Annotated in this window: 18 protein-coding genes and 1 pseudogene; 4 read left to right on the top strand and 15 right to left on the bottom strand. The window is 65.6% G+C overall.

The window, feature by feature from the left end; genetic code table 11:
- Window positions 1–21: 21 nt before the first annotated feature.
- Window positions 22–1,056, bottom strand: coding sequence for a tRNA dihydrouridine(20/20a) synthase DusA (gene dusA / locus EJC49_RS09410; RefSeq protein WP_126699659.1), 1,035 nt, complete (start codon window positions 1,054–1,056; stop codon window positions 22–24).
- Between the two features lie 691 nt (window positions 1,057–1,747).
- Between dusA and EJC49_RS09405 the strand changes: the two genes are divergently transcribed.
- Window positions 1,748–1,927 carry a helix-turn-helix domain-containing protein gene (locus EJC49_RS09405; RefSeq protein WP_126699602.1) on the top strand — a complete coding sequence of 60 codons (180 nt, stop codon included), beginning with the start codon at window positions 1,748–1,750 and terminating at the stop codon, window positions 1,925–1,927.
- 31 nt (window positions 1,928–1,958) lie between these two features.
- Here the strand turns inward: EJC49_RS09405 and EJC49_RS09400 are convergent, their stop codons facing one another.
- The gene (locus EJC49_RS09400) at window positions 1,959–2,402 is read right to left on the bottom strand and encodes a MarR family winged helix-turn-helix transcriptional regulator (protein WP_210211780.1); all 444 of its coding nucleotides are present in this window, start codon (window positions 2,400–2,402) and stop codon (window positions 1,959–1,961) included.
- 151 nt (window positions 2,403–2,553) lie between these two features.
- On the opposite strand from EJC49_RS09400, the gene EJC49_RS09395 reads away from it, so the two are divergent.
- Complete coding sequence (locus EJC49_RS09395) at window positions 2,554–4,470, top strand: FAD-binding monooxygenase (protein ID WP_126699600.1); 1,917 nt, start codon at window positions 2,554–2,556, stop codon at window positions 4,468–4,470.
- A gap of 27 nt (window positions 4,471–4,497) precedes the next feature.
- Here EJC49_RS09395 and dprA read toward each other — a convergent pair whose 3' ends face one another.
- The 7 genes from dprA to EJC49_RS09360 form a co-directional block, all read right to left on the bottom strand.
- Window positions 4,498–5,637, bottom strand: a complete 1,140-nt coding sequence (gene dprA, locus EJC49_RS09390; RefSeq protein ID WP_126699597.1) for a DNA-processing protein DprA — start codon at window positions 5,635–5,637, stop codon at window positions 4,498–4,500.
- Window positions 5,634–6,248: a glycerol-3-phosphate 1-O-acyltransferase PlsY gene (gene plsY, locus EJC49_RS09385; protein ID WP_126699595.1), complete on the bottom strand. Its 615-nt coding sequence runs from the start codon at window positions 6,246–6,248 to the stop codon at window positions 5,634–5,636. Before plsY ends, dprA begins: the two co-directional genes overlap by 4 nt.
- A 43-nt stretch (window positions 6,249–6,291) precedes the next feature.
- Window positions 6,292–7,596 carry a dihydroorotase gene (locus EJC49_RS09380; protein ID WP_126699594.1) on the bottom strand — a complete coding sequence of 435 codons (1,305 nt, stop codon included), beginning with the start codon at window positions 7,594–7,596 and terminating at the stop codon, window positions 6,292–6,294.
- Window positions 7,593–8,555 (bottom strand): aspartate carbamoyltransferase catalytic subunit, encoded by a 963-nt coding sequence (locus tag EJC49_RS09375; RefSeq protein ID WP_126699592.1) that lies wholly within the window; start codon window positions 8,553–8,555, stop codon window positions 7,593–7,595. The genes EJC49_RS09380 and EJC49_RS09375 overlap by 4 nt, the downstream gene beginning before the upstream one ends.
- An 85-nt stretch (window positions 8,556–8,640) precedes the next feature.
- Entirely contained in the window at window positions 8,641–10,134 is a 1,494-nt protein-coding gene (gene glpK, locus EJC49_RS09370) for a glycerol kinase GlpK (RefSeq protein ID WP_126699590.1), read from the bottom strand.
- Window positions 10,135–10,298: 164 nt separating this feature from the next.
- Complete coding sequence (locus EJC49_RS09365; protein ID WP_126699588.1) at window positions 10,299–11,063, bottom strand: DeoR/GlpR family DNA-binding transcription regulator; 765 nt, start codon at window positions 11,061–11,063, stop codon at window positions 10,299–10,301.
- Window positions 11,064–11,152: 89 nt separating this feature from the next.
- Window positions 11,153–12,574, bottom strand: coding sequence for a pyridoxal phosphate-dependent decarboxylase family protein (locus EJC49_RS09360; RefSeq protein WP_126699586.1), 1,422 nt, complete (start codon window positions 12,572–12,574; stop codon window positions 11,153–11,155).
- 173 nt (window positions 12,575–12,747) lie between these two features.
- Here EJC49_RS09360 and hpaR point away from each other — a divergent pair, with 173 nt between their 5' ends.
- Window positions 12,748–13,254 carry a homoprotocatechuate degradation operon regulator HpaR gene (hpaR, locus tag EJC49_RS09355; protein WP_126699584.1) on the top strand — a complete coding sequence of 169 codons (507 nt, stop codon included), beginning with the start codon at window positions 12,748–12,750 and terminating at the stop codon, window positions 13,252–13,254.
- Here the strand turns inward: hpaR and EJC49_RS09350 are convergent.
- The 5 genes and pseudogenes from EJC49_RS09350 to EJC49_RS09330 all read right to left on the bottom strand — a co-directional run bounded on the left by EJC49_RS09350 (window position 13,216) and on the right by EJC49_RS09330 (window position 17,755).
- Entirely contained in the window at window positions 13,216–13,947 is a 732-nt protein-coding gene (locus EJC49_RS09350) for a proteasome-type protease (protein ID WP_126699582.1), read from the bottom strand. The genes hpaR and EJC49_RS09350 overlap by 39 nt on opposite strands.
- Before the next feature lie 34 nt (window positions 13,948–13,981).
- Window positions 13,982–14,776, bottom strand: a complete 795-nt coding sequence (locus tag EJC49_RS09345; protein ID WP_126699580.1) for a transglutaminase family protein — start codon at window positions 14,774–14,776, stop codon at window positions 13,982–13,984.
- Between the two features lie 14 nt (window positions 14,777–14,790).
- On the bottom strand, window positions 14,791–15,732 hold the full coding sequence (locus EJC49_RS09340) for an alpha-E domain-containing protein (protein WP_126699578.1): 942 nt from the start codon (window positions 15,730–15,732) through the stop codon (window positions 14,791–14,793).
- Between the two features lie 162 nt (window positions 15,733–15,894).
- Window positions 15,895–16,242 (bottom strand): annotated as a pseudogene (locus tag EJC49_RS09335) (four helix bundle protein); the annotation flags it as partial.
- Between the two features lie 97 nt (window positions 16,243–16,339).
- Window positions 16,340–17,755 (bottom strand): circularly permuted type 2 ATP-grasp protein, encoded by a 1,416-nt coding sequence (locus EJC49_RS09330; RefSeq protein ID WP_170314667.1) that lies wholly within the window; start codon window positions 17,753–17,755, stop codon window positions 16,340–16,342.
- Between the two features lie 257 nt (window positions 17,756–18,012).
- Between EJC49_RS09330 and EJC49_RS09325 the strand changes: the two genes are divergently transcribed.
- Window positions 18,013–18,432, top strand: coding sequence for a DUF4864 domain-containing protein (locus tag EJC49_RS09325; protein ID WP_126699572.1), 420 nt, complete (start codon window positions 18,013–18,015; stop codon window positions 18,430–18,432).
- A 4-nt stretch (window positions 18,433–18,436) separates the two neighbouring features.
- Here the strand turns inward: EJC49_RS09325 and EJC49_RS09320 are convergent, their stop codons facing one another.
- Window positions 18,437–18,859, bottom strand: coding sequence for a DUF2177 family protein (locus tag EJC49_RS09320; RefSeq protein WP_126699570.1), 423 nt, complete (start codon window positions 18,857–18,859; stop codon window positions 18,437–18,439).
- Window positions 18,860–18,915 lie beyond the last annotated feature (56 nt).

Below are 18,915 nucleotides of genomic sequence, written 5' to 3'. Positions count from 1 at the left end.
CAGGAAGACAGATGCAGCGTGTCACGCCGCTTGCGCGTCGGAGGCTACCGCAACGACAGAAAAGGCCTCGTGCAGAACCTCGGGTCCGGCGTTCGCGTGGGTCGCTTCTGTGGAAAGGATCTGGCGGTACCTTCGTGCGCCGGGGCGTCCGTGGAAGAGGCCGACCATATGTCGCGTCACGTGTGAGAGCCGTCCACCGGCTGCAATGTGTTGCCCGGCATATTCGGCCATGGCATCGATGACGGTGGTCAAATCCGCCTGCGACGCCTTGCCATGCGACAAAAGCCTGTCGACGCCGGCCAGCAACGCCGGCGTGTGGTAGGCGGCGCGACCAAGCATGACGCCATCGACATGACCAAGATGCAGTTCTGCTTCATGCAATGTATTGATTCCACCGTTCAATCCTATGAACCAGTGCGGATATCTCGCCTTCAATCGGTACACACGCTCATAGTCGAGTGGCGGGATGTCCCGGTTTTCCTTCGGACTGAGCCCTTCCAGCCACGCCTTGCGCGCATGGACCCACAGGGCATCCGCGCCCCGCGTGAAAACACCGTCGGCCAACTCGTCGAGCGCGGTTTCGATGTCCTGGTCGTCGACGCCCAGCCGGCACTTGACGGTCACGGGAATCTCGACGACTTGCTTCATCGCGTCGACGCAATCGGAGACGAGCGCCGGAGACTTCATCAGGCAGGCGCCGAAGGTGCCGGACTGCACCCGGTCGGATGGGCAGCCTACATTCAGGTTGATCTCGTCGTAACCAAACGCCGCGCCGATCCGTGCCGCGTCGGCAAGTTTCGCCGGGTCGCTGCCGCCGAGCTGCAACGCGACAGGATGCTCACAGGCGTCAAATCCGAGCAGCCGTTGCCGATCCCCGTGAATGACCGCGTCGGCGACAACCATTTCGGTATAGAGAAGCGCGCGGCCGCTCAATTGCCGGTGCAGAAAGCGGCAATGACGATCCGTCCAGTCCATCATCGGGGCGACGGCGAATCTGTGTGCGTGATATTTCAAGCCATCTACTCGTACTGTTCGGATTCTGGACCAATCACCCATCGGGCAGGCGCGCGGCAGATGCGGCCTCACTGATCTGCGTATCGCGGATATGGTGAACCTTGGCAAGAACATCGCTAGTTTGAAAGGAATGCCTCGATCAGCGGGGAGCAAAGGCCTGCCGGGATGGGCATATCCCCTTAGGAAGTCTGTGCGAGCCGAGCCCCAGGCTCGCCTAGGGGAACAGGGTCGTCGAAGCGTCGAGGTCGTGGGTCGCTTCGAGCGACAGACCTATCGAATTCGTCCAGTATTTCGCCTGCGCCTTGGTTGGTCACGGCGCCGACCGAGATCGCGCGACATGTCGAAACGCGGCTGGCGCCAAGGGACAGGGCAGCGGCGAGCGTGGTCGCGCCTTCGTTCAGGGTGCCATAGGTCCCGAGCAGGAATCTGTCCATCGTGCTTCGCGGCTGCCCGCCAGCAACGCAAGCCGAACCACGCTCAGCGAGCCCAATGGCCATGCCGGCCGAAAGAGCCAGCAGGGAAACGCCGCGCGTCAGCGACAGTGCTCGAAAGACCGATGCAGCGGCGAGTTTCCGTAAGATCATGGATCGAACCCATCCCAATGCGAAATCGGGGCAGGCGCGGCATTCCGCGCTGCCCAAACATGACCGGCATTATTGGGCAGGCGCGCAAGTCCACATATCGCTAGAAATAGCGACAAGGATCGTGTGACAAAGCCTTAGAATGGTTGCTCATGCGGGAGGCCATGATGCGAGACGACGTCGTGCAGATCAAAGTCGCGATCGTCGAGGACGACATCCTTTTTCAGAGCAGTTTCATCGCGGCAATCGAGTTGGCGCCGGACATGGTCCTGCACGGGGCCACGCAGACGGTTGCCCAGGCGATGAGGCTCCTGGAACGCGGCTGGAACTGATTCTCCCGGTGCGACAGGAGCTGGAACTGGATCAGGCTTTGTCGCCCGAGCCGGTCGACGCCGCCGCCTTGGCCGCCAGTTCGATGAACCGGTTGTATTCGTGATCGTCTAGCCCCCGCAGGATTTCCCGCTGCAGTTCCTCCACGACCGGGGTCACGCGGGCGAGCAGGTCCACGCCTTCGGGCGTGAGCATTAGGATGCGTGCGCGCTTGTCGCGATCGTTCACGGTTCGTGACACCAGCCCCTTCTGCTCCAGCCGTTCCACCACGGCCCCGGTCGTCGCGCGATCCTTGGCCACCATGTCGGCGAGGCGCGCCTGATCGACACCCAGATTCGAGCCGAGCGCGTCAAGCGCCGCATATTGCACCGAGGTGAGGTCGAAACCGGCTTCCCGGACACGCTCGGTGAACACGTGCGTCGAGATTTGGTGCAGGCGCCGGATGAGATGGCCGGGCTTTCTGGACAACGGTGTCAACGATCGTCTCCCGCATCTCTCTGGGCCCCGAAACTCCGCAGACATGCGAACGGTCCACCAACGAGAATTGATAATTACACTCACTACTTCACTGGACAACCCCGCTCACGGTATCATAAGTTGACATATCATTTTCCCGGAGAGACCGCGGATGCAGTACCACCTCGAAGGCTTCCGGCCTGGCGATCCGGACATCGCCGAAGCCGCGCCCGGTCGCCCGGCGCCTGACCGGGATTTCGAGGAGCCCGTCGACGTGCTCATCGTCGGCTGCGGTCCCGCCGGCCTAACGCTGGCGGCGTTGCTCTCCGGCTTTCCGGGGATCAGGACCCGCATCGTCGAACAGCGATCCGGCCCAATCGAGAAAGGACAGGCGGACGGCATTTCCTGCCGTTCGATGGAAATGTTCAACGCCTTCGGCTTCGCCGAAAAGGTGATACGGCAGGGCTACCAGGTCAACGAGACCACCTTCTGGAAGCCCGACACGGCGCGGCCGGACCTCATCATCCGCACCGGTCGCATCCAGGATGTCGAGGACAGCCTGTCGGAAATGCCGCACAAGATTCTCAACCAGGCCCGCGTGCACGACATGTATCTCGACATCATGCGCAATTCGCCGTCGCGGCTCGCGCCCGACTACTCGATGCGGTTCGTCGATCTGTACGTCGATCCTCGCGAGCCGAACCATCCAGCCACGGTTCGACTTGAACGGTTGGACCCGGACCACGAGGGCGAGATGGTCACCGTCCGGGCGCGCTATGTGGTGGGTTGCGACGGCGCGCGCAGCAGGGTCCGCAAGGCGATCGGCCGTGAACTCGTTGGCGATGCCGCCAATCAGGCCTGGGGTGTCATGGACGTCCTCGCCGTGACGGACTTTCCCGACATCCGCTGCAAATCGCTGATCCAGTCGGCCAGCGGCGGCAACATCGTCATCATCCCGCGCGAAGGCGGCTACCTCGTGCGCTTCTACGTGGAACTCGACAAGCTGGCCGAGGGCGAACGGGTCGCGGCCCGCAACATCACGGTCGAACAATTGATCGCGACCGCGCAGCGAACCTTCCGACCCTACACGATCGACGTCAAGGACGTCGTCTGGTGGTCCGTCTACGAGATCGGCCAACGTCTGACCGACAGGTTCGACGACGTGCCAGACGGAGACGTTGCGTCCCGCCTGCCGCATGTCTTCATCTGCGGCGACGCCTGCCACACCCACAGCCCGAAAGCCGGACAGGGGATGAACGTCTCGATGGGCGACGCCTTCAACCTCGGCTGGAAGCTGGTGTCGGTACTCCAGGGCCTATGCCCGCCCGATGTCCTGCACAGCTATTCGGCGGAGCGGCAGGCGGTGGCCCGCGACCTGATCGAGTTCGACCGGGAATGGTCGCGCATCATGAGCGAAAGGCCGAAGACAGAGAGCGAGACGACGGAAGATGCGCCGAAGTTCCAGCGCTATTTCATCGAGCATGGCCGCTACACGGCGGGACTGTCGGTCACCTACAAGCCCTCGATCCTCACCGCGAAGGCGGCCTGGCAGGCGCTTGCCGACGGTTTCGCCATCGGCTCCCGCTTCCATTCCGCGCCGGTCGTGCGCCTGGCGGACGCCAGGCCGATGGAGCTCGGACATGTCGTCGAGGCCGATACGCGCTGGCGCCTGTTCGTCTTCTGCCCCTCCGGGGATCCCGCTCGCGACGATTCGGCGATCGTCGGACTCGGCCGGTTCCTCCTCGACGCACCGGAGTCACCCGTCCGGCGGTACACGCGCGGGGGGGAGAACGTGGACACCGTGCTCGACCTCCGCGCGATCTTCCAGCAGGCGCCGCGCGATCTGGCGCTCGAGCGCATGCCCGCCTTCCTCAAGCCCCGCAAGGGACGGCTCGGCCTGATCGATTACGAGAAGATGTTTTGCGCCGACCCGAAGCCCGGACGCGACATCTTCGACCTGCGCGGAATCGACCGCCATCGCGGCTGCATCGTCGTCGTGCGCCCGGACCAGTATGTCGCCCATGTGCTGCCGATCGACGCGCATGACGAACTGGCGGGTTTCTTCGGCGGCTTCATGCTGCCCGCGTGAACCCGAGCGCGGAGCCGACCCGGCCGCTCAATCAAGGAACAGCAGCGACACCATGCCGCCGGCATGGCGTTCCAGCCGGCCGGCGAGGTCGAGCTCCAGCAGGATCATGAACACCTGCGCGGGATGCAGGCCGGTGTGGCGGATGACCTCGTCGATGCCCGTCGGCGTGGCGCTGAGGCACTCCACCACCCGCGCGCGGTCGCTGTCGTCGGGCTGCGGCGTCGCGGCGAAGTCAGGCGGCTCTTCCAGCGACGACACCTGCGGAATGGGCGCGCCGATCAGCGGCGCGATCTGCTCGAGAATGTCGCGCGCCTCCGTCACCAGGGTGGCGCCGTCCTTGAGCAACCCGTTGGTGCCGGCCGCGCGCGGGTCGAGCGGCGAGCCGGGAACGGCGAAGACGAGGCGGCCCATGTCGGCCGCCAGCCGCGCCGAGATCAGCGAGCCGGAGCGAAGCGCCGCCTCCACCACCACCAACCCATGCGACAAGCCGACGATGATGCGGTTGCGACGCGGAAAATCGCGTGCCCGCGGCTCCCAGCCGAGCGGCATTTCCGAAATGGCCGCCCCGCCGCGCCGCGTGATCTCGTCGAGCAGCGCCAGGTTCTCGGGCGGATAGGGCCGGTCGATGCCGCCGGCCAGCACCGCGACCGTTCCGGTCGACAGACTGCCTTCATGCGCGGCCGTGTCGATGCCGCGTGCGAGCCCGGAGACGACGGCATAGCCCTCGCGGCCGAGTTCGGCGGCGAATGTCCGCGCGAGCTTGATGCCGGCCAGCGAGGCGTTGCGGGCGCCGACGATCGCCACCGGCGGCAGGGCGAACACGGCCGGTTCGCCCAGCACCGTCACGAGCGGTGGCGGGTGGTCCATCATCCTCAGAAGCGGCGGATAGTCGGGCTCGCCCATAGCGATCAGCCGGGCGCCGAGGCTTGCCAGAGCGGCCAGTTCGGCCTCCGCTTCCGCGATGCCGCAGATCTTCGGAACGCGCGCGGCGCCGCCCGCGCGGATCAGGTCGGGCAGGCGTTCCAGCGCCTTTTCGGCAGAGCCGAACCGGTTGATCAGGTCGCGGAAGGTGGCCGGGCCGACATTATCGGTCCGGATCAGGCGCAGCCAGTTGAGCCGCTGCCGGTCTCCGAGCAGCCGGGGCCCAGAGACCGGCCCCGAGGTCACCCCTTGGCTCCGATCCGGGATTCTGTTCCGGTGAGCAGCCTGCCGATATTGGCGCGATGCTTGACGAAGACGATCAGGCTCATCAGCACGAACAGTTGACCGGCCTGGACGAAGCCCAGCAGATAGAGCGCCACCGGCACCGCGACGGCCGCCACCAGCGCCGCCAGCGACGAGTACCGGGTGATGAAGGCGATGGCGAGCCAGGCGACTGCAAAGACCAGGGCGCCCTGCCAGGCAACCGCGACGAGCACGCCGAGGTAGGTCGCAACGCCCTTGCCGCCCTTGAAGCCGAGCCAGACCGGGAACAGATGGCCAAGAAAGGCACCGAGACCGGCCACCAGCGCATGCTCGGGTCCATAGAGACCGGCGACGAGCACGGCAGCGGTGCCCTTCAGAGCGTCGAGCAGCAGCGTCAGCGCCGCGAGCTTCTTGTTGCCGGTCCGCAGCACGTTGGTCGCGCCGATGTTGCCGGAGCCGATCTTGCGCACGTCGCCGAGGCCGGCCGCGCGCGTCAGCAGCAGCCCGAAGGGAATCGATCCGAGCAAATAGCCGAAAACCAGCGCTGCGATGAGAGTGGGCAAGGCAAGCTGCCAGCTGATGGGATCGGGCATCGGCATTCCTGTGCCGGCCGCGGGCTGTCCCCCCGACGGCCTTCTATGCTGCGGTGAATATTGTGCGACCCGCCACCAGGGTTTGCAAGACCCTGCCCTGCAGGCGCGCGCCTTCGAAACAGGTGTTTTTCGACCGCGAACGGATATCCGCCTCGCGCACCACCCAGGGTTCGTCGAGATCGACGAGGATGAGGTCGGCCGGGCTGCCGGGCTTCAGCGTCCCGCCCGGCAGGCCAAACAAGCGGGCTGGCGCGGTGGACAGCAGTTCGACCAGCCGCAGCAGCGGTACGTCGCCATTGTGGTGCAGGCGAAGGGCCGCGCCAAGCAGCGTCTCCAACCCGATCGCGCCATCGGCGGCGTCGGCGAAGGGCAGACGCTTGGTGTCGACGTCCTGCGGATCGTGCGAGGAAACGATGATGTCGATGGTGCCGTCGCGCACCGCCTCCACCATGGCCAGGCGGTCGTCCTCGGCGCGCAGCGGCGGGGAGAGCCGGAAGAAGGTGCGGTACTCGCCGACGTCGTTCTCGTTGAGCGACAGATGGTTGATCGAGATGCCGGCCGTGACCTTGGCGCCATCGTTCTTGGCGCGCGCGATGGCGCCAGCCGACAGAGACGTCGAGATCTTGGCGGCGTGGTAGGCACTGCCGGTCAGGCGCGCGAGCAGCAGGTCGCGCTCGAGCGGGATCGCCTCGGCCTCGCGCGGAATGCCTGGCAGTCCGAGCCAACTGGCGAAGAGCCCTTCGTTCATGACGCCCGCGCCCGCCAGATCCGCGTCCTGCGTCTCGTTGGCGACGACCGCGCCGAAATCGCGCGCATAGGTCAGCGCGCGGCGCATGACGAGCGGGCTTCGGATCGAGTTGCGTCCGTCGGTGAAGGCCACCGCACCCGCCTCCCGCATCAGGCCGAACTCGGTCAGTTCCTGGCCTTCGAGGTGGCGGGTGACGGCTGCGGCCGGATGGATGTTGATCATCGCCGTGTCGCGCGCCGTGCGCAACACGAACTCGACCAGCGACACCTCGTCGATGATCGGGTTGGTGTCCGGCATCATCACCAGCGAGGTGACGCCGCCGGCCGCGGCGGCCGCGCTCGCCGAGGCGATCGTCTCGCGATGCTCGCCGCCCGGCTCGCCGATGAAGACGCGTCCGTCGACGAGGCCGGGCATCACCGCCCTGCCCCGGCAGTCGATCACGGTGGCGCCTTCCGGCATGCCCTGGTTCGCCGCGGAAGCCCCCGCCGCTGCAATCACGCCGTCGACGACGATCACCGTGCCGCGCTCGTCCAGCCCGCGCGACGGATCGACGACGCGGGCATTCTCGAAGACGGTGGTGCCGACCGCTGGCGTCCTCATGCCCGGCCCTCCGGATCGCGGCGCGGATCGAGCAGCGCCTCCATCACGGCCATGCGAACGGCCACGCCCATTTCCACCTGTTCCTGAATGACGCTTTGCGGCCCGTCGGCAATCTCCGACGCGATTTCGACACCCCGGTTCATCGGGCCGGGATGCATCACCAGCGCGCCGTCGTTGGCGGCCTTCAGCTTCTCGGAATCGAGCCCGAAATAGCGGAAGTATTCGCGCACCGAGGGCACCATGGCGCCGGCCATCCGCTCGCGCTGCAGGCGCAGCATCATGACCACGTCGACGCCTTTCAAACCCTCGGCCATCGAGTTGTAGACGGTCACGCCCATGTCGCGGATGCCGGAGGGCAGCAGCGTCGACGGCGCCACGACCCTGACGGCTGCGCCGAGCGCATTGAGCAGGATGATGTTCGAACGCGCCACGCGCGAATGCAGGATGTCGCCGCAGATCGCCACGGTGAGCCGGCCAATACGCCCCTTGGCGCGGCGGATCGTCAGCGCGTCGAGCAGCGCCTGGGTGGGGTGTTCGTGAGCGCCGTCGCCGGCATTGACCACCGCGCAGCCAACCTTCTGGGCAAGCAGAGCGGCCGCTCCGGCCGACGAATGGCGGATGATGAGAATGTCGGGCCGCATGGCGTTGAGCGTCATGGCGGTGTCGATCAGCGTCTCGCCCTTCTTCACGGAAGAGCTTGCCACCGACATGTTCATGACGTCGGCGCCCAGCCGCTTGCCGGCGAGTTCGAACGAGGACTGCGTGCGCGTGGAGGATTCGTAAAAGAGGTTGATCTGCGTGCGCCCGCGCAGCGTCGAGGTCTTCTTTTCCGGCTGGCGGGAGATCGCGACGGCCTTTTCGGCCCGGTCGAGCAGCAGTTCGATGTCGCCCGGCGACAGGTCCTTGATGCCAAGCAGGTGGCGGTGCGGATAGATCGGGAAGGCCGGAGCGGATGTCATCTCAAGCGGGTCTCATAGGGCCATGGCGCGCGCCCCGCAAGCACTGCGGGGGCCGTGCAGACGTTCTTCCCGCGCAAATCGTCGATCAGCGGGACGACAGCGTCCGGCGTACCGCGTCCTTCCAGCCCTTGACCTTGCGCTTGCGTTCGACGACCTCCATGACCGGTTCGAAGCGGCGGTCGAGCGCCCATTTGCGCGAGAACTCGGTCGCGTCGGGCCAGACCCCGGCCTTCGAGCCCGCGAGCCAGGCCGCGCCGAGCGCGGTCGTCTCCAGGATCTTCGGCCGGTCGACCGGCGCGTCGATGATGTCGGCCAGACGCTGCATGGCCCAATCCGAGGCGACCATGCCGCCATCGACCCTGAGCACCGTGCTTGCCGCGACGCCCTTCGCGTCCTTGTCCATGGCATCCAGAAGATCGCGCGTCTGGAAGGCGACCGATTCGAGCGCCGCACGGGCAAATTCGGCCGGACCGGTGTTGCGGGTCAGGCCAAACATCGCGCCGCGCGCGTCGGGATCCCAGTGCGGCGCGCCGAGCCCCACGAAGGCCGGCACGAGATAGACCTCCTGGCCATCGTCGGCCTGGGCCGCCAGTTCGCCGCTGTGCTCGGCCTTGCCGATGACCTTGATGCCGTCCCGCAGCCACTGCACGGCGGCGCCCGCCACGAAGATCGATCCCTCCAGCGCATAGGTCGTCTTGCCGTCGAGCCTGTAGGCGATGGTCGAGAGCAGCCGGTTCTTGGAGCGGACGAGTTCCTCGCCAGTGTTGAGCACGGCGAAGCACCCCGTGCCGTAGGTCGACTTGATCATACCCGGCTCGAAGCAGGCCTGGCCGATGGTGGCCGCCTGCTGGTCGCCGGCGACGCCGAGGATAGGGATCGCCGCGCCGAACAGCGCCGGGTCGGTGGCGCCGAAATCGTCGGCGCAGTCCTTCACCTGCGGCAGCATGGCGGCCGGGATGTCGAGAATGTCGAGCAGTTCGGCATCCCAGCGGTTCTTCGCGATGTTGTAGACCAGCGTGCGCGACGCATTGGTGGCGTCCGTGACATGGCTTGCGCCAGCCGTCAGGCGCCAGATGAGAAAACTGTCGATCGTGCCGGCGAGCAACTCGCCCTTTTCGGCGCGCTTGCGGGCGCCCTTCACCGTGTCGAGGAGCCAGGCGAGCTTGGTGCCGGAAAAATAGGGATCGAGCAGCAGGCCGGTCTTCTTTGCGAACGCCGGCTCGTGGCCAGCCTTCGCAAGCTTCTGGCACATCTGCGCGGTGCGCCGGTCCTGCCAGACGATGGCGTTGTGGATCGGCTCGCCGGTTTCCCTGTCCCAGACGACGACGGTTTCGCGCTGGTTGGTGATGCCGATGGCGGCGATGTCGGCGGCCTTGAGCTTCGCCTTCTTCAACGCGGTCTTCACGGTGGCGACGACGCTATGCCAGATGGCTTCCGGGTCATGCTCGACCCAGCCGGACGCCGGATAGATCTGCGGGAATTCCTGCTGTCCGACGGCCATGACCGTCATGTCGGCGTCGAAGACGATCGCGCGCGACGATGTCGTGCCCTGGTCGATCGCCAGAATGAAGGAACCCATTTCGTCATGCCTCCCTGACACGTTCGGGAAGCTGCGGCGCCTTCCCCTGCCCCGGGTGCAACGCCCGGCGCGCCATGCGCGCACCAACCGCTCCTCCCTGGCAAATGACTAAAGTGAAATTCATTCGAATGTCAAACGCGCGCAAAGGAAACCTGAGGCGCCGCTCAGCGGCCGGTCTCGATCAACCGCACCTCCGATTCCACACAGATCGCGCGGATCGCCTCCACGTCGCAGCGGTCGGTGATGAAGGTGTTCACCTGCGACAGGTGGCCGATCCGCACCGGCGCGGTGCGCTCGAACTTGGTGCCGTCGGCCACGAGGATGACATGCCGCGCATTGGCGATGATGGCCTGCGCGACCTTCACCTCGCGGAAGTCGAAATCGAGAAGCGCGCCGTCATGATCGATCGCCGACGCGCCGATGACGGCATAGTCGACCTTGAACTGGCGGATGAAGTCGACGGCCGCCTCTCCGACGATGCCGCCATCGGAGCCGCGCACGACGCCACCCGCGATCACCACCTCGATCGAGGGATAGATGCGCATCCGGTTCGCGACGTTGATGTTGTTGGTGATGACCATCAGCCCGTTGTGGTCGAGGAGCGCCTTCGACACGGCCTCGGTGGTGGTGCCGATGTTGACGAACAGGGATGCGTTGTCGGGGATCAGCCGCGCCGCCGCGTCGCCGATCGCATCCTTCTCGTCGGCGGCGATCTTGCGCCGCGCCTCGTATTCCAGGTTCTCGATGCCCGAGGGAAACAGCGCCCCGCCATGGATGCGGGTGAGCAGCCGCTGGTCGCACAGGTCGTTCAGGTCCTTGCGGATGGTCTGCGGCGTGACCGCGAAATGCTGTGCGAGGTCTTCGACCAGCACGCGCCCCTTGTCCTTCGCCATCTCGATGATGGCGGAATGCCGCGGCGACAGGAACATGGCGCCCCCCTTTCGTTTTGCTTTCCCATAGAGAGAAACGAAAGACGTGCCATGGCAAGCGATATTTCACGGCATCCCCGGGCGACGCGTCAGGCCGAGCCGGGCATCGATCGGGCGGCCGACAGGATGGCGTCGAAGGCCTCGGCCAGGTCGGCCTCGGTGGCGTCGAACTGTCCGGCCTGGAAGCGGATGGCCACCGCGCCGTCGACCCGCGTCTGGGTCAGGTAGATGCGGCCGAGGTCGTTGATGCGGTTGACCAGGTCGATGTTGTGACGATCGAGATCCGCGACGTCTTTCGGGCAATGGCGGAAGCTGAACAGCGACAGCATCGGCTCCGAGACCAGCTCGAAATCCGCCTCGGCGCCGATCCGCAGCGCCAGCGCCTGCGCCCAGGCGACATGGTTGCGGATCATGCCGCGCAGCCCCTCCAGGCCGTGCGCGCGCATCAGGAACCACAGCTTCAGCGCCCGGAACCGGCGCCCGAGCGGGATGGTCCATTCCGAGTAGTTGATGATGCCGTCACGGCCGTGCGTCTTGAGGAATTCGGGCTGGATCGCCAGCGTCTTCACCAGGCTGTCGGGATCGCGCACATAATGGGTCGAGCAATCGAACTGGGCGCCGAGCCATTTGTGCGGGTTGAGCACGATCGAATCGGCACCCTCGATGCCCGTCCAGAGCGTGCGGAACTCCGGGCAGATCATGGCCGAGCCGGCCCAGGCCGCGTCGACGTGCACGTAGAGCCGGTGGCGCTTCGCCACCGCGCAGACCGCGGCGACGTCGTCCGTGCCGCCGACGCTGGTGCCGCCGACGCAGGCGACGATGCCGGCCGGCAGGTGGCCGGCCGCCCGGTCGGCCTCGATCGCGCGCTCCAGCGCCTTCGCGTTCATGCGCCGCGACGGGCCTTCGGTCTCGATTCGCACGAGGTTCTCCTGGCCGATGCCGGAGACCCAGATGGCGCGGTCGATGGAGGTGTGGACCTGATCGGAGGAATAGACCCGCAGCCGCTTCTGGCCGGGCAGGCCCTGGCCGTTGCCCGTCCAGTCGAGCGCGCGCTCGCGCATGACGAGGACCGCCGAGAGCGTCGCCGACGAGGCCGAGTCCTGGATCACGCCGGCAAAGCCCTCGGGCAGGCCGAGCGCCTGGCGCAGCCAGTCGAGGACCCTGGTCTCGAGCTCGGTCGCGGCCGGCGAGGTCTGCCACAGCATGCACTGCGCGGCCATGGCGGTGACGAGATACTCGGCCACCACCGAGACCGGCGCCGCGTTGGCCGGAAAATAGGCGAAGAAGCGCGGGTGCTGCCAGTGCGTCATGCCCGGCACGATGGTTGTCTCGAAATCGGCGAAGATGGCCTCCATCGCCTCCGCCTCCTCCGGGGGCGAAGCGGGGATCGCCGCCGCGATCTCGCCGGGCGCCGTCTGCGCGCGGACCGGGCGGTCGCGCAGGCCTTCGCGATAGTCCGCGCCCCACTCCGCCGCCTTGACCGACCAGTGCCGGAACGCCTCGCTGTCCATGTTCTCTCCCCCAAAACGACGTGACCGGCCTACCTATCGCGGCAAGGGCGCGGCTGTCACCCGAAAGTGCTCCCTGGGCCATTTCCCAACCCCGTCGCGATCGACTATCCCTCTCATGGACGACATGCCGCCAGCCCGGTCGGCGGCGCCAGCCAGGGATTGCAACGCGACGGATGACGCCCAAACAGACCTGTCCAGACGACCTCCTGATCCCGCGCGACACCAACCGCTCGCTGCCGATCGCCCTGTTGCGGGCGCGAGAGGCGGTGATGTCGCATTTCCGCCCGCTGCTCGCAGCCCACGACATCACCGAGCAGCAATGGCGCGTCGTGCGCACGCTGGGCGAGACGGGCGCGCTCGACGCGACCGAACTCGCGTCGCGCGCCTGCCTGCTGGCGCCGAGCCTGACCCGCATCGTGCGGACGCTGGAGGATCGCGGCTTCGTGACCCGCGGCCGCGACGAGGTGGACGCCCGCCGCGTCGTCCTGCGCATCACGGCCAAGGGGCTGGAGTTCATCCGCGACGTCACGCCGGCCAGCCGGGCGATCTATGCAGAGATGGAAGCAAAACTCGGCCGCGAGCGGATCGAGGCGCTGCTCGACATGCTTCAGGAGCTCAACTCGCTCGGCGCCCGCGACGGCTCACGACAGGGTGAAATCGGGCAGGCTGCCGAAGGCTGACCGCAGCGCATTCGACCAGCCATCGGAAATCGTCCTGAAATAAGGATCATCCGAGGTGATCCGCTTCCGGAACCCGATCTCGAAGCTGTCGCGTTCGTAGAACAGCATGTCGAGAGGCATGCCGACCGACAGGTTCGACTTCAGCGTCGAATCGAACGAGACCATCAGGAGCTTGGCCGCCTCCTCGAAGCTCATCTTCGGGTCGTAGGCGCGGATCAGGATCGGCTTGCCGTACTTGGCCTCGCCGATCTGGAAGAACGGCGTGTCCGAACCGGCCTCAATGAAATTGCCTTCCGGATAGATCATGAAGAGACGGGGCTCGGAGCCCTTGATCTGCCCGCCGAGAATGAAGGACGCGCCGAAGGCGTCCTGGCTCTGCCCGACCGGCACGGAATTGGCGATGACTTCCTTGACCAGATTGCCGACAACGCGGGCCGTCTGGAACATCGACGGCGTCTCGAGCAGCGACGGCATGCGCTCCGACGGCGCCTTGGAGCGTTCGTCGAGCAGGCTGACAACGGCCTGCGTCGTGGCCAGGTTGCCCGCGGCCATGAGCACGATCACGCGCTCGCCGGACTTCGACCAGGTGAACATCTTGCGAAAGGTGGAAATGCTGTCGATGCCCGCATTCGTCCGCGTATCGGACATGAACGCGAGTCCGCGATCGAACTTGATGCCAACGCAATAGGTCATGACAGCGATTCGGCCAGAATTTCCCCGGGCGCAACTACTGCTCGACGGTGACCGACACCGCAAGCAGTTCCTCGCCGCTGCCATGACGGATTCCGGAAACTGGCACGGCGTCGCGATAGTCGCGGCCGGTCGCCAGACGCACGTATCGGTCGTCGGGGCACATGTCGTTCGAGGGATCGAAGCCCACCCAGCCGAGTTGCGACACATGCGCCTCGGCCCAGGCATGGCTCGCGGCCTGTTGCGGCGCATCGCCGGAATAGAGGTAGCCGCTGATGTAGCGCGCCGGGAAGCCCAACGCACGCGCGGCCGAAATGAACACGTGGGCATGGTCCTGGCAGACACCGGACTTCCGCAGCAGGGCGTCCTCGGCGGCGGTGGCCGCATCGGTCGTTCCCTTGACGTAGGCAACCTCCTTGGCCACCGCGGCCATCAGCCCATGAAGACGCTCGAGTTCGCTTCCCTCGCCGATCGAGGCCGCCAGCGCGGCGATCCCCTCGCCCGGCATGGTCAGCGGCGTTGCGGCCGTGAACAGCCAGAGGGGCGCGAAGCCGCGATGAAGGCCGGTCACGCCCGTCGTGTCCTGCACGTCGACTTCGCCGCGCACCTCCACGACGATGGCGTGCGGCCCGCCCTCGGCACTGATGAGAATGGTTTCGTTGCCGAACTGGTCGACGAAGCGCACTTCCTCGCGCGCGCCTTCGATGGCCAGCGACCAGGAGCGAACGGTCTGGGCTCCGCCGCTGTAGGGCGTCAGGCGCAGCCGCTGCAGCGCATAACCGAGCGGCGCGACGTAGCTGTACTCGGTCCGATGGGTGATCTTGAGCCGCATGGATCCTTCCGGCTTCAGTAGAAGCGGTAGTTCTGGGCGATCTCGCTGCCCAGACGGTTGTTGTCGCCGATGAAGTCGGTGAGGAACTCGTGCAGTCCCTGGTCGAAGATTTCCTTGACCGAACTGACCCGCAGCCGGCCCAGGATGGCCTCGGCGGTATCATGGCACGGGTGGCGAATGCCGTATTCGGTCGCCAGAAAGCCGAGGCTTTCGGCGATGTTGCGGTAGCAGAAGGCGAGCGAACGCGGCATGCGCCCATTCAGGATGAGATAGTCGGCGATCAGCGACGGCTTGTATTCGGCGTCGTAGACCCAGCGATACGACCTGTGCGCCGAGACCGACCGCAGGATCGATTCCCACTGGTAGTTGTCGAGCGTCGATCCGACCCAGGACACCGACGGCAGCAGCACGTAGTATTTCACGTCGAGAATGCGGGCGGTGTTGTCGGCCCGCTCGACGAAGGCGCCGATCTGCGAGAAGTCGAAGATTTCGTTGCGCAGCATGGTGCCATGGAACGATCCTCGGATCAGGGCCGTCTCCCGCTTGATGGCGTCGAGCACCTTCGGCAGGTCGCGTCCGTCGATCGGCTGGGCCAGCATGCGCTTCATCGACATCCAGGCTTCGTTGAGGCTTTCCCACGTCTCACGCGTCAGCGCTGTGCGCACCATCCGGCCATTGTTGCGGGCCGTTTCCATCACAGACATCACGCTGCCCGGGTTGGACGTGTCGCGCAGCAGGAAGTCGGAGACGTTCTCGGCCGTGAACTCGGTGTGTCGTTCCTTGAACGCGATCGACGCACCGGCGCTCGCCACGATCGAGGCCCATTCCTCGCTGGGATCGGCGCTGCGGGTCAGTGCCAGCCGCAGGCCCGCATCGACCAGGCGCGCGGTGTTTTCGCTGCGCTCGATGTAGCGGTTCATCCAGTAGAGGCCGTTGGTGGTGCGTCCGAGAAGCATGTCAGGCGGCTCCCGCGGAACGCGTGGCGAATGGCGAATGGCGAATGGCGAATAGGAAGTGGCTAACGCCGGAAAGCGCACGCATACGGAACAAAGAACCCCGCATTACCCGGATCTCTGTCAGCATAGTTGCCATCTTCACATGCAGCCTTGGGGTATTGCTCATGTCTTATCCTGCAGTGTCCTGATGAGGCTGCGCAGCATTCGTCCTACCTGTTCGCATTGACCGAAAATACGAACGACTTCCCGCTCTTCGATCAGACCAACGCGTTGTGCGATGATGAAATGTGTCTCCAGTTCCTTGAGCGATCCCTGAGCTATACGGAGAAACTGAATGAATGATCCCGTCTGCTCCCGCCCATGCCCTTCGGCGATGTTTGCAGCGACCGAAACGCAGGCCTTCCGGATCTGCGACGTGATCCCGAACATTTCGTTTTGTGGGAACAACTTGGTCACGGCATAGCAATCGACCGAAAGATCGACCGAAGCCTGCCAGACCCGCAGATCCTTGAACGAATTGACCGCCGTGTATCCCTCCCTTTGTCAAGCTCACTCGCTATTCGCTATTCGCCATTCCCGACTGCCGACTGCCGACTGCCCCTCCCCGCTAGTCATCCAGCACCCACGTATCCTTCGTCCCGCCGCCCTGCGAGGAATTGACCACCAGCGATCCTTCCTTGAGCGCGACGCGCGTCAGGCCGCCGGGCACGATCTGGATCTTGTCGGACACCAGCACGAAGGGGCGAAGGTCGACGTGGCGGGGCGACAGGCCGGCTTCCGTCAGGATCGGGCAGGTCGACAGCGACAGGGTCGGCTGGGCGATGTAGTTCTTGGGCCGCGCCTTGAGCTTGGCCGCGAAAGCCTCGCGCTCCTTCTTCGAGGACGCCGGGCCGACCAGCATGCCGTAGCCGCCGGAGCCGTGGACTTCCTTCACGACCAGCTCTTCCAGGTGCTCCAGCACGTATTTCAGGCTGTCTTCTTCCGAGCAACGCCAGGTCGGCACGTTGCCGAGCAGCGCCTTGCGGCCGGTGTAGAACTCGACGATCTCCGGCATGTAGGAATAGATCGCCTTGTCGTCGGAGATGCCGGTGCCGGGCGCATTGGCGATGGTGATCTTGCCGGCGCGGTAGACGTCCATGATCCCGGCGATGCCCAGTGCAGAGTCGGGACGGAAGGTCAGCGGATCGAGGAAATCGTCGTCGACCCGACGATACAGCACGTCGATCGCCTTGTAGCCCTCGGTCGTGCGCATCGCCACGCGCCCGTCGATGACGCGCAGGTCCGAGCCCTCGACAAGCTCGACCCCCATCTGGTCGGCGAGGAAGGCATGCTCGAAATAGGCGGAATTGTAGATGCCCGGAGTGAGCACCGCCACGCGCGGCAGCTCCGTGCGGCAACCTTCCGGCCGGACCCGCGACAGCGACTGGCGCAGCAACTGCGGATAGTTTTCGACCGGCCGCACCTTGACCTGCTGGAACAGCTCCGGGAAGAGCTGCATCATCGTCTCGCGGTTTTCCAGCATGTAGGACACGCCTGACGGCGTGCGGGCATTGTCCTCCAGGACGTAGAACTCGTCCTCGCCGGTGCGCACGATGTCGACGCCGATGATGTGGGTGTAGACCCCGCCCGGCGGCTTCACGCCGATCATCTCGGGCAGGAAGGCCTCGTTGCCGGCGATCAGTTCCTTGGGGATGCGGCCGGCGCGCAGGATTTCCTGGCGATGGTAAATGTCGTCCAGAAAGGCGTTCAACGCCACGACGCGCTGTTCGATGCCCTGGGTGAGCCGGCGCCATTCCCGGCCCGAGATGATGCGCGGCACGATGTCGAACGGAATCAGACGTTCGGCGGCATCGGTCTCGCCATAGACGTTGAACGTGATGCCGGTCTTCCGAAAGACGCGCTCGGCGTCTCCGGTCTTCTCGGTCAGTCGGGCCTTGTCCTGCGACTGCAACCAACCGTCATAGGCCTGGTACGGATCTCGTACGGTCGAACCGTCCGGCCGCATCTCGTCGAACGCTTTCACTGAGATACTCCCCTATGGCAGCCATTTCAGAGTGTTCGCCTGCGGAAATCAAGCGCAATCGCCCGCGGCCGCCTGCGAAAGCGTCGATTCCCGGCGTTTGCCGAACAAAGTGGCACTCTGCCTCGCCGACTGCATTTGCGTTGCGCAACGCCCCGTTTCCAGCGAGGTTCCTTGGCCGGATGAAACCGAAAAGACGCAGCCGCCGTATCTGCTGACGTCCGCGCCGACGGACGGATCGTGGCCGAGGAGGTTTTGCCATGAAGAGACTGATCGCATCCGCCGTTCTCGCCGCCTTCCTTTCGGCTGGACCGGCAACGGCCGGCGAAACCGAGGTGAAGGCTGCCCAGCAGGTGATCCAGAGCCAGATCGAAGCCTTCCTGGCCGATGACGCGGCGCTGGCCTATTCCTTCGCCGCACCGAACATCAAGCGCATCTTCCCCACGCAGCAGTCGTTCATGTCGATGGTGGAAAGCGGCTACATGCCGGTGCGCCGCCCGCAGAGCTATGCCTTCGGCAAGTCGCAGGAGATGAACGCGAGTTCGATCGTCCAGCAGGTGCTGCTGGTCGGCCCCGACGGCAAGACCTACGAGGCTGTCTACACGCTGGAAAGCCAGGGGGACGGAACGTGGCTGATCACCGGGGTCAGCATGCGGGCATCGAACGCGCTCAGCACCTGAAGCCTCACCCCACGGATGTTTGGGGCAAGAGGCCGAAAGTGCGCATCGCAAACAGGGTGCCGCCGGCGACCGTGGCGCTGAGCACGGTGCCCCAGACGACGTCCACCAGCGCCACGACCGGATCGTATCCCTTCAGCACCGCCAGGTTCGTGGCGTCGTAGGTGAGGTAGCAGAAGAAGCCGAACAAGGCCCCGTTCAGCGCGGCGGCCGCGATGCTGTCCTGCGCCATGCCGACGCTGATGGCGAAATACACCAGCCCGGCGACATAGACGAGATAGAAGATGGCCGCCACGCCCCAGCGCGGCTGGTCGAGCAGGAGCTCGCCCATGCGCGACGAATAGAAGCCGCGGGCGACGATGCCGAGCCAGATGGCATCGACGATCAGGAAGATGACGACCGCGATGCCGTAGGCGGTGACGTATTTCATGGCGGGCTTCCTCCCTGGGAGGCGCGTCGAGCGCGCGGGTCGAAAGCTGTTACGTC

Source organism: Aquibium carbonis (assembly GCF_003970795.1).
Lineage (GTDB): Bacteria > Pseudomonadota > Alphaproteobacteria > Rhizobiales > Rhizobiaceae > Aquibium > Aquibium carbonis.
This window is presented reverse-complemented; position numbering and strand designations above follow the sequence as displayed.

Bases quoted from the DNA above. Each gene is read 5' to 3' on its own strand.
- EJC49_RS09350 (WP_126699582.1), bottom strand. From the start codon at position 13,947: ATGACCTATTGCGTTGGCATCAAGTTCGATCGCGGACTCGCGTTCATG.
- EJC49_RS09345 (WP_126699580.1), bottom strand. From the start codon at position 14,776: ATGCGGCTCAAGATCACCCATCGGACCGAGTACAGCTACGTCGCGCCG.
- EJC49_RS09325 (WP_126699572.1), top strand. From the start codon at position 18,013: ATGAAGAGACTGATCGCATCCGCCGTTCTCGCCGCCTTCCTTTCGGCT.
- EJC49_RS09320 (WP_126699570.1), bottom strand. From the start codon at position 18,859: ATGAAATACGTCACCGCCTACGGCATCGCGGTCGTCATCTTCCTGATC.
- EJC49_RS09365 (WP_126699588.1), bottom strand. From the start codon at position 11,063: ATGTTCCTGTCGCCGCGGCATTCCGCCATCATCGAGATGGCGAAGGAC.
- EJC49_RS09380 (WP_126699594.1), bottom strand. From the start codon at position 7,596: ATGAGGACGCCAGCGGTCGGCACCACCGTCTTCGAGAATGCCCGCGTC.
- EJC49_RS09395 (WP_126699600.1), top strand. From the start codon at position 2,554: ATGCAGTACCACCTCGAAGGCTTCCGGCCTGGCGATCCGGACATCGCC.
- dusA (WP_126699659.1), bottom strand. From the start codon at position 1,056: ATGGGTGATTGGTCCAGAATCCGAACAGTACGAGTAGATGGCTTGAAA.
- EJC49_RS09375 (WP_126699592.1), bottom strand. From the start codon at position 8,555: ATGACATCCGCTCCGGCCTTCCCGATCTATCCGCACCGCCACCTGCTT.
- EJC49_RS09340 (WP_126699578.1), bottom strand. From the start codon at position 15,732: ATGCTTCTCGGACGCACCACCAACGGCCTCTACTGGATGAACCGCTAC.
- EJC49_RS09405 (WP_126699602.1), top strand. From the start codon at position 1,748: ATGCGGGAGGCCATGATGCGAGACGACGTCGTGCAGATCAAAGTCGCG.
- hpaR (WP_126699584.1), top strand. From the start codon at position 12,748: ATGACGCCCAAACAGACCTGTCCAGACGACCTCCTGATCCCGCGCGAC.
- glpK (WP_126699590.1), bottom strand. From the start codon at position 10,134: ATGGGTTCCTTCATTCTGGCGATCGACCAGGGCACGACATCGTCGCGC.
- EJC49_RS09360 (WP_126699586.1), bottom strand. From the start codon at position 12,574: ATGGACAGCGAGGCGTTCCGGCACTGGTCGGTCAAGGCGGCGGAGTGG.
- plsY (WP_126699595.1), bottom strand. From the start codon at position 6,248: ATGCCCGATCCCATCAGCTGGCAGCTTGCCTTGCCCACTCTCATCGCA.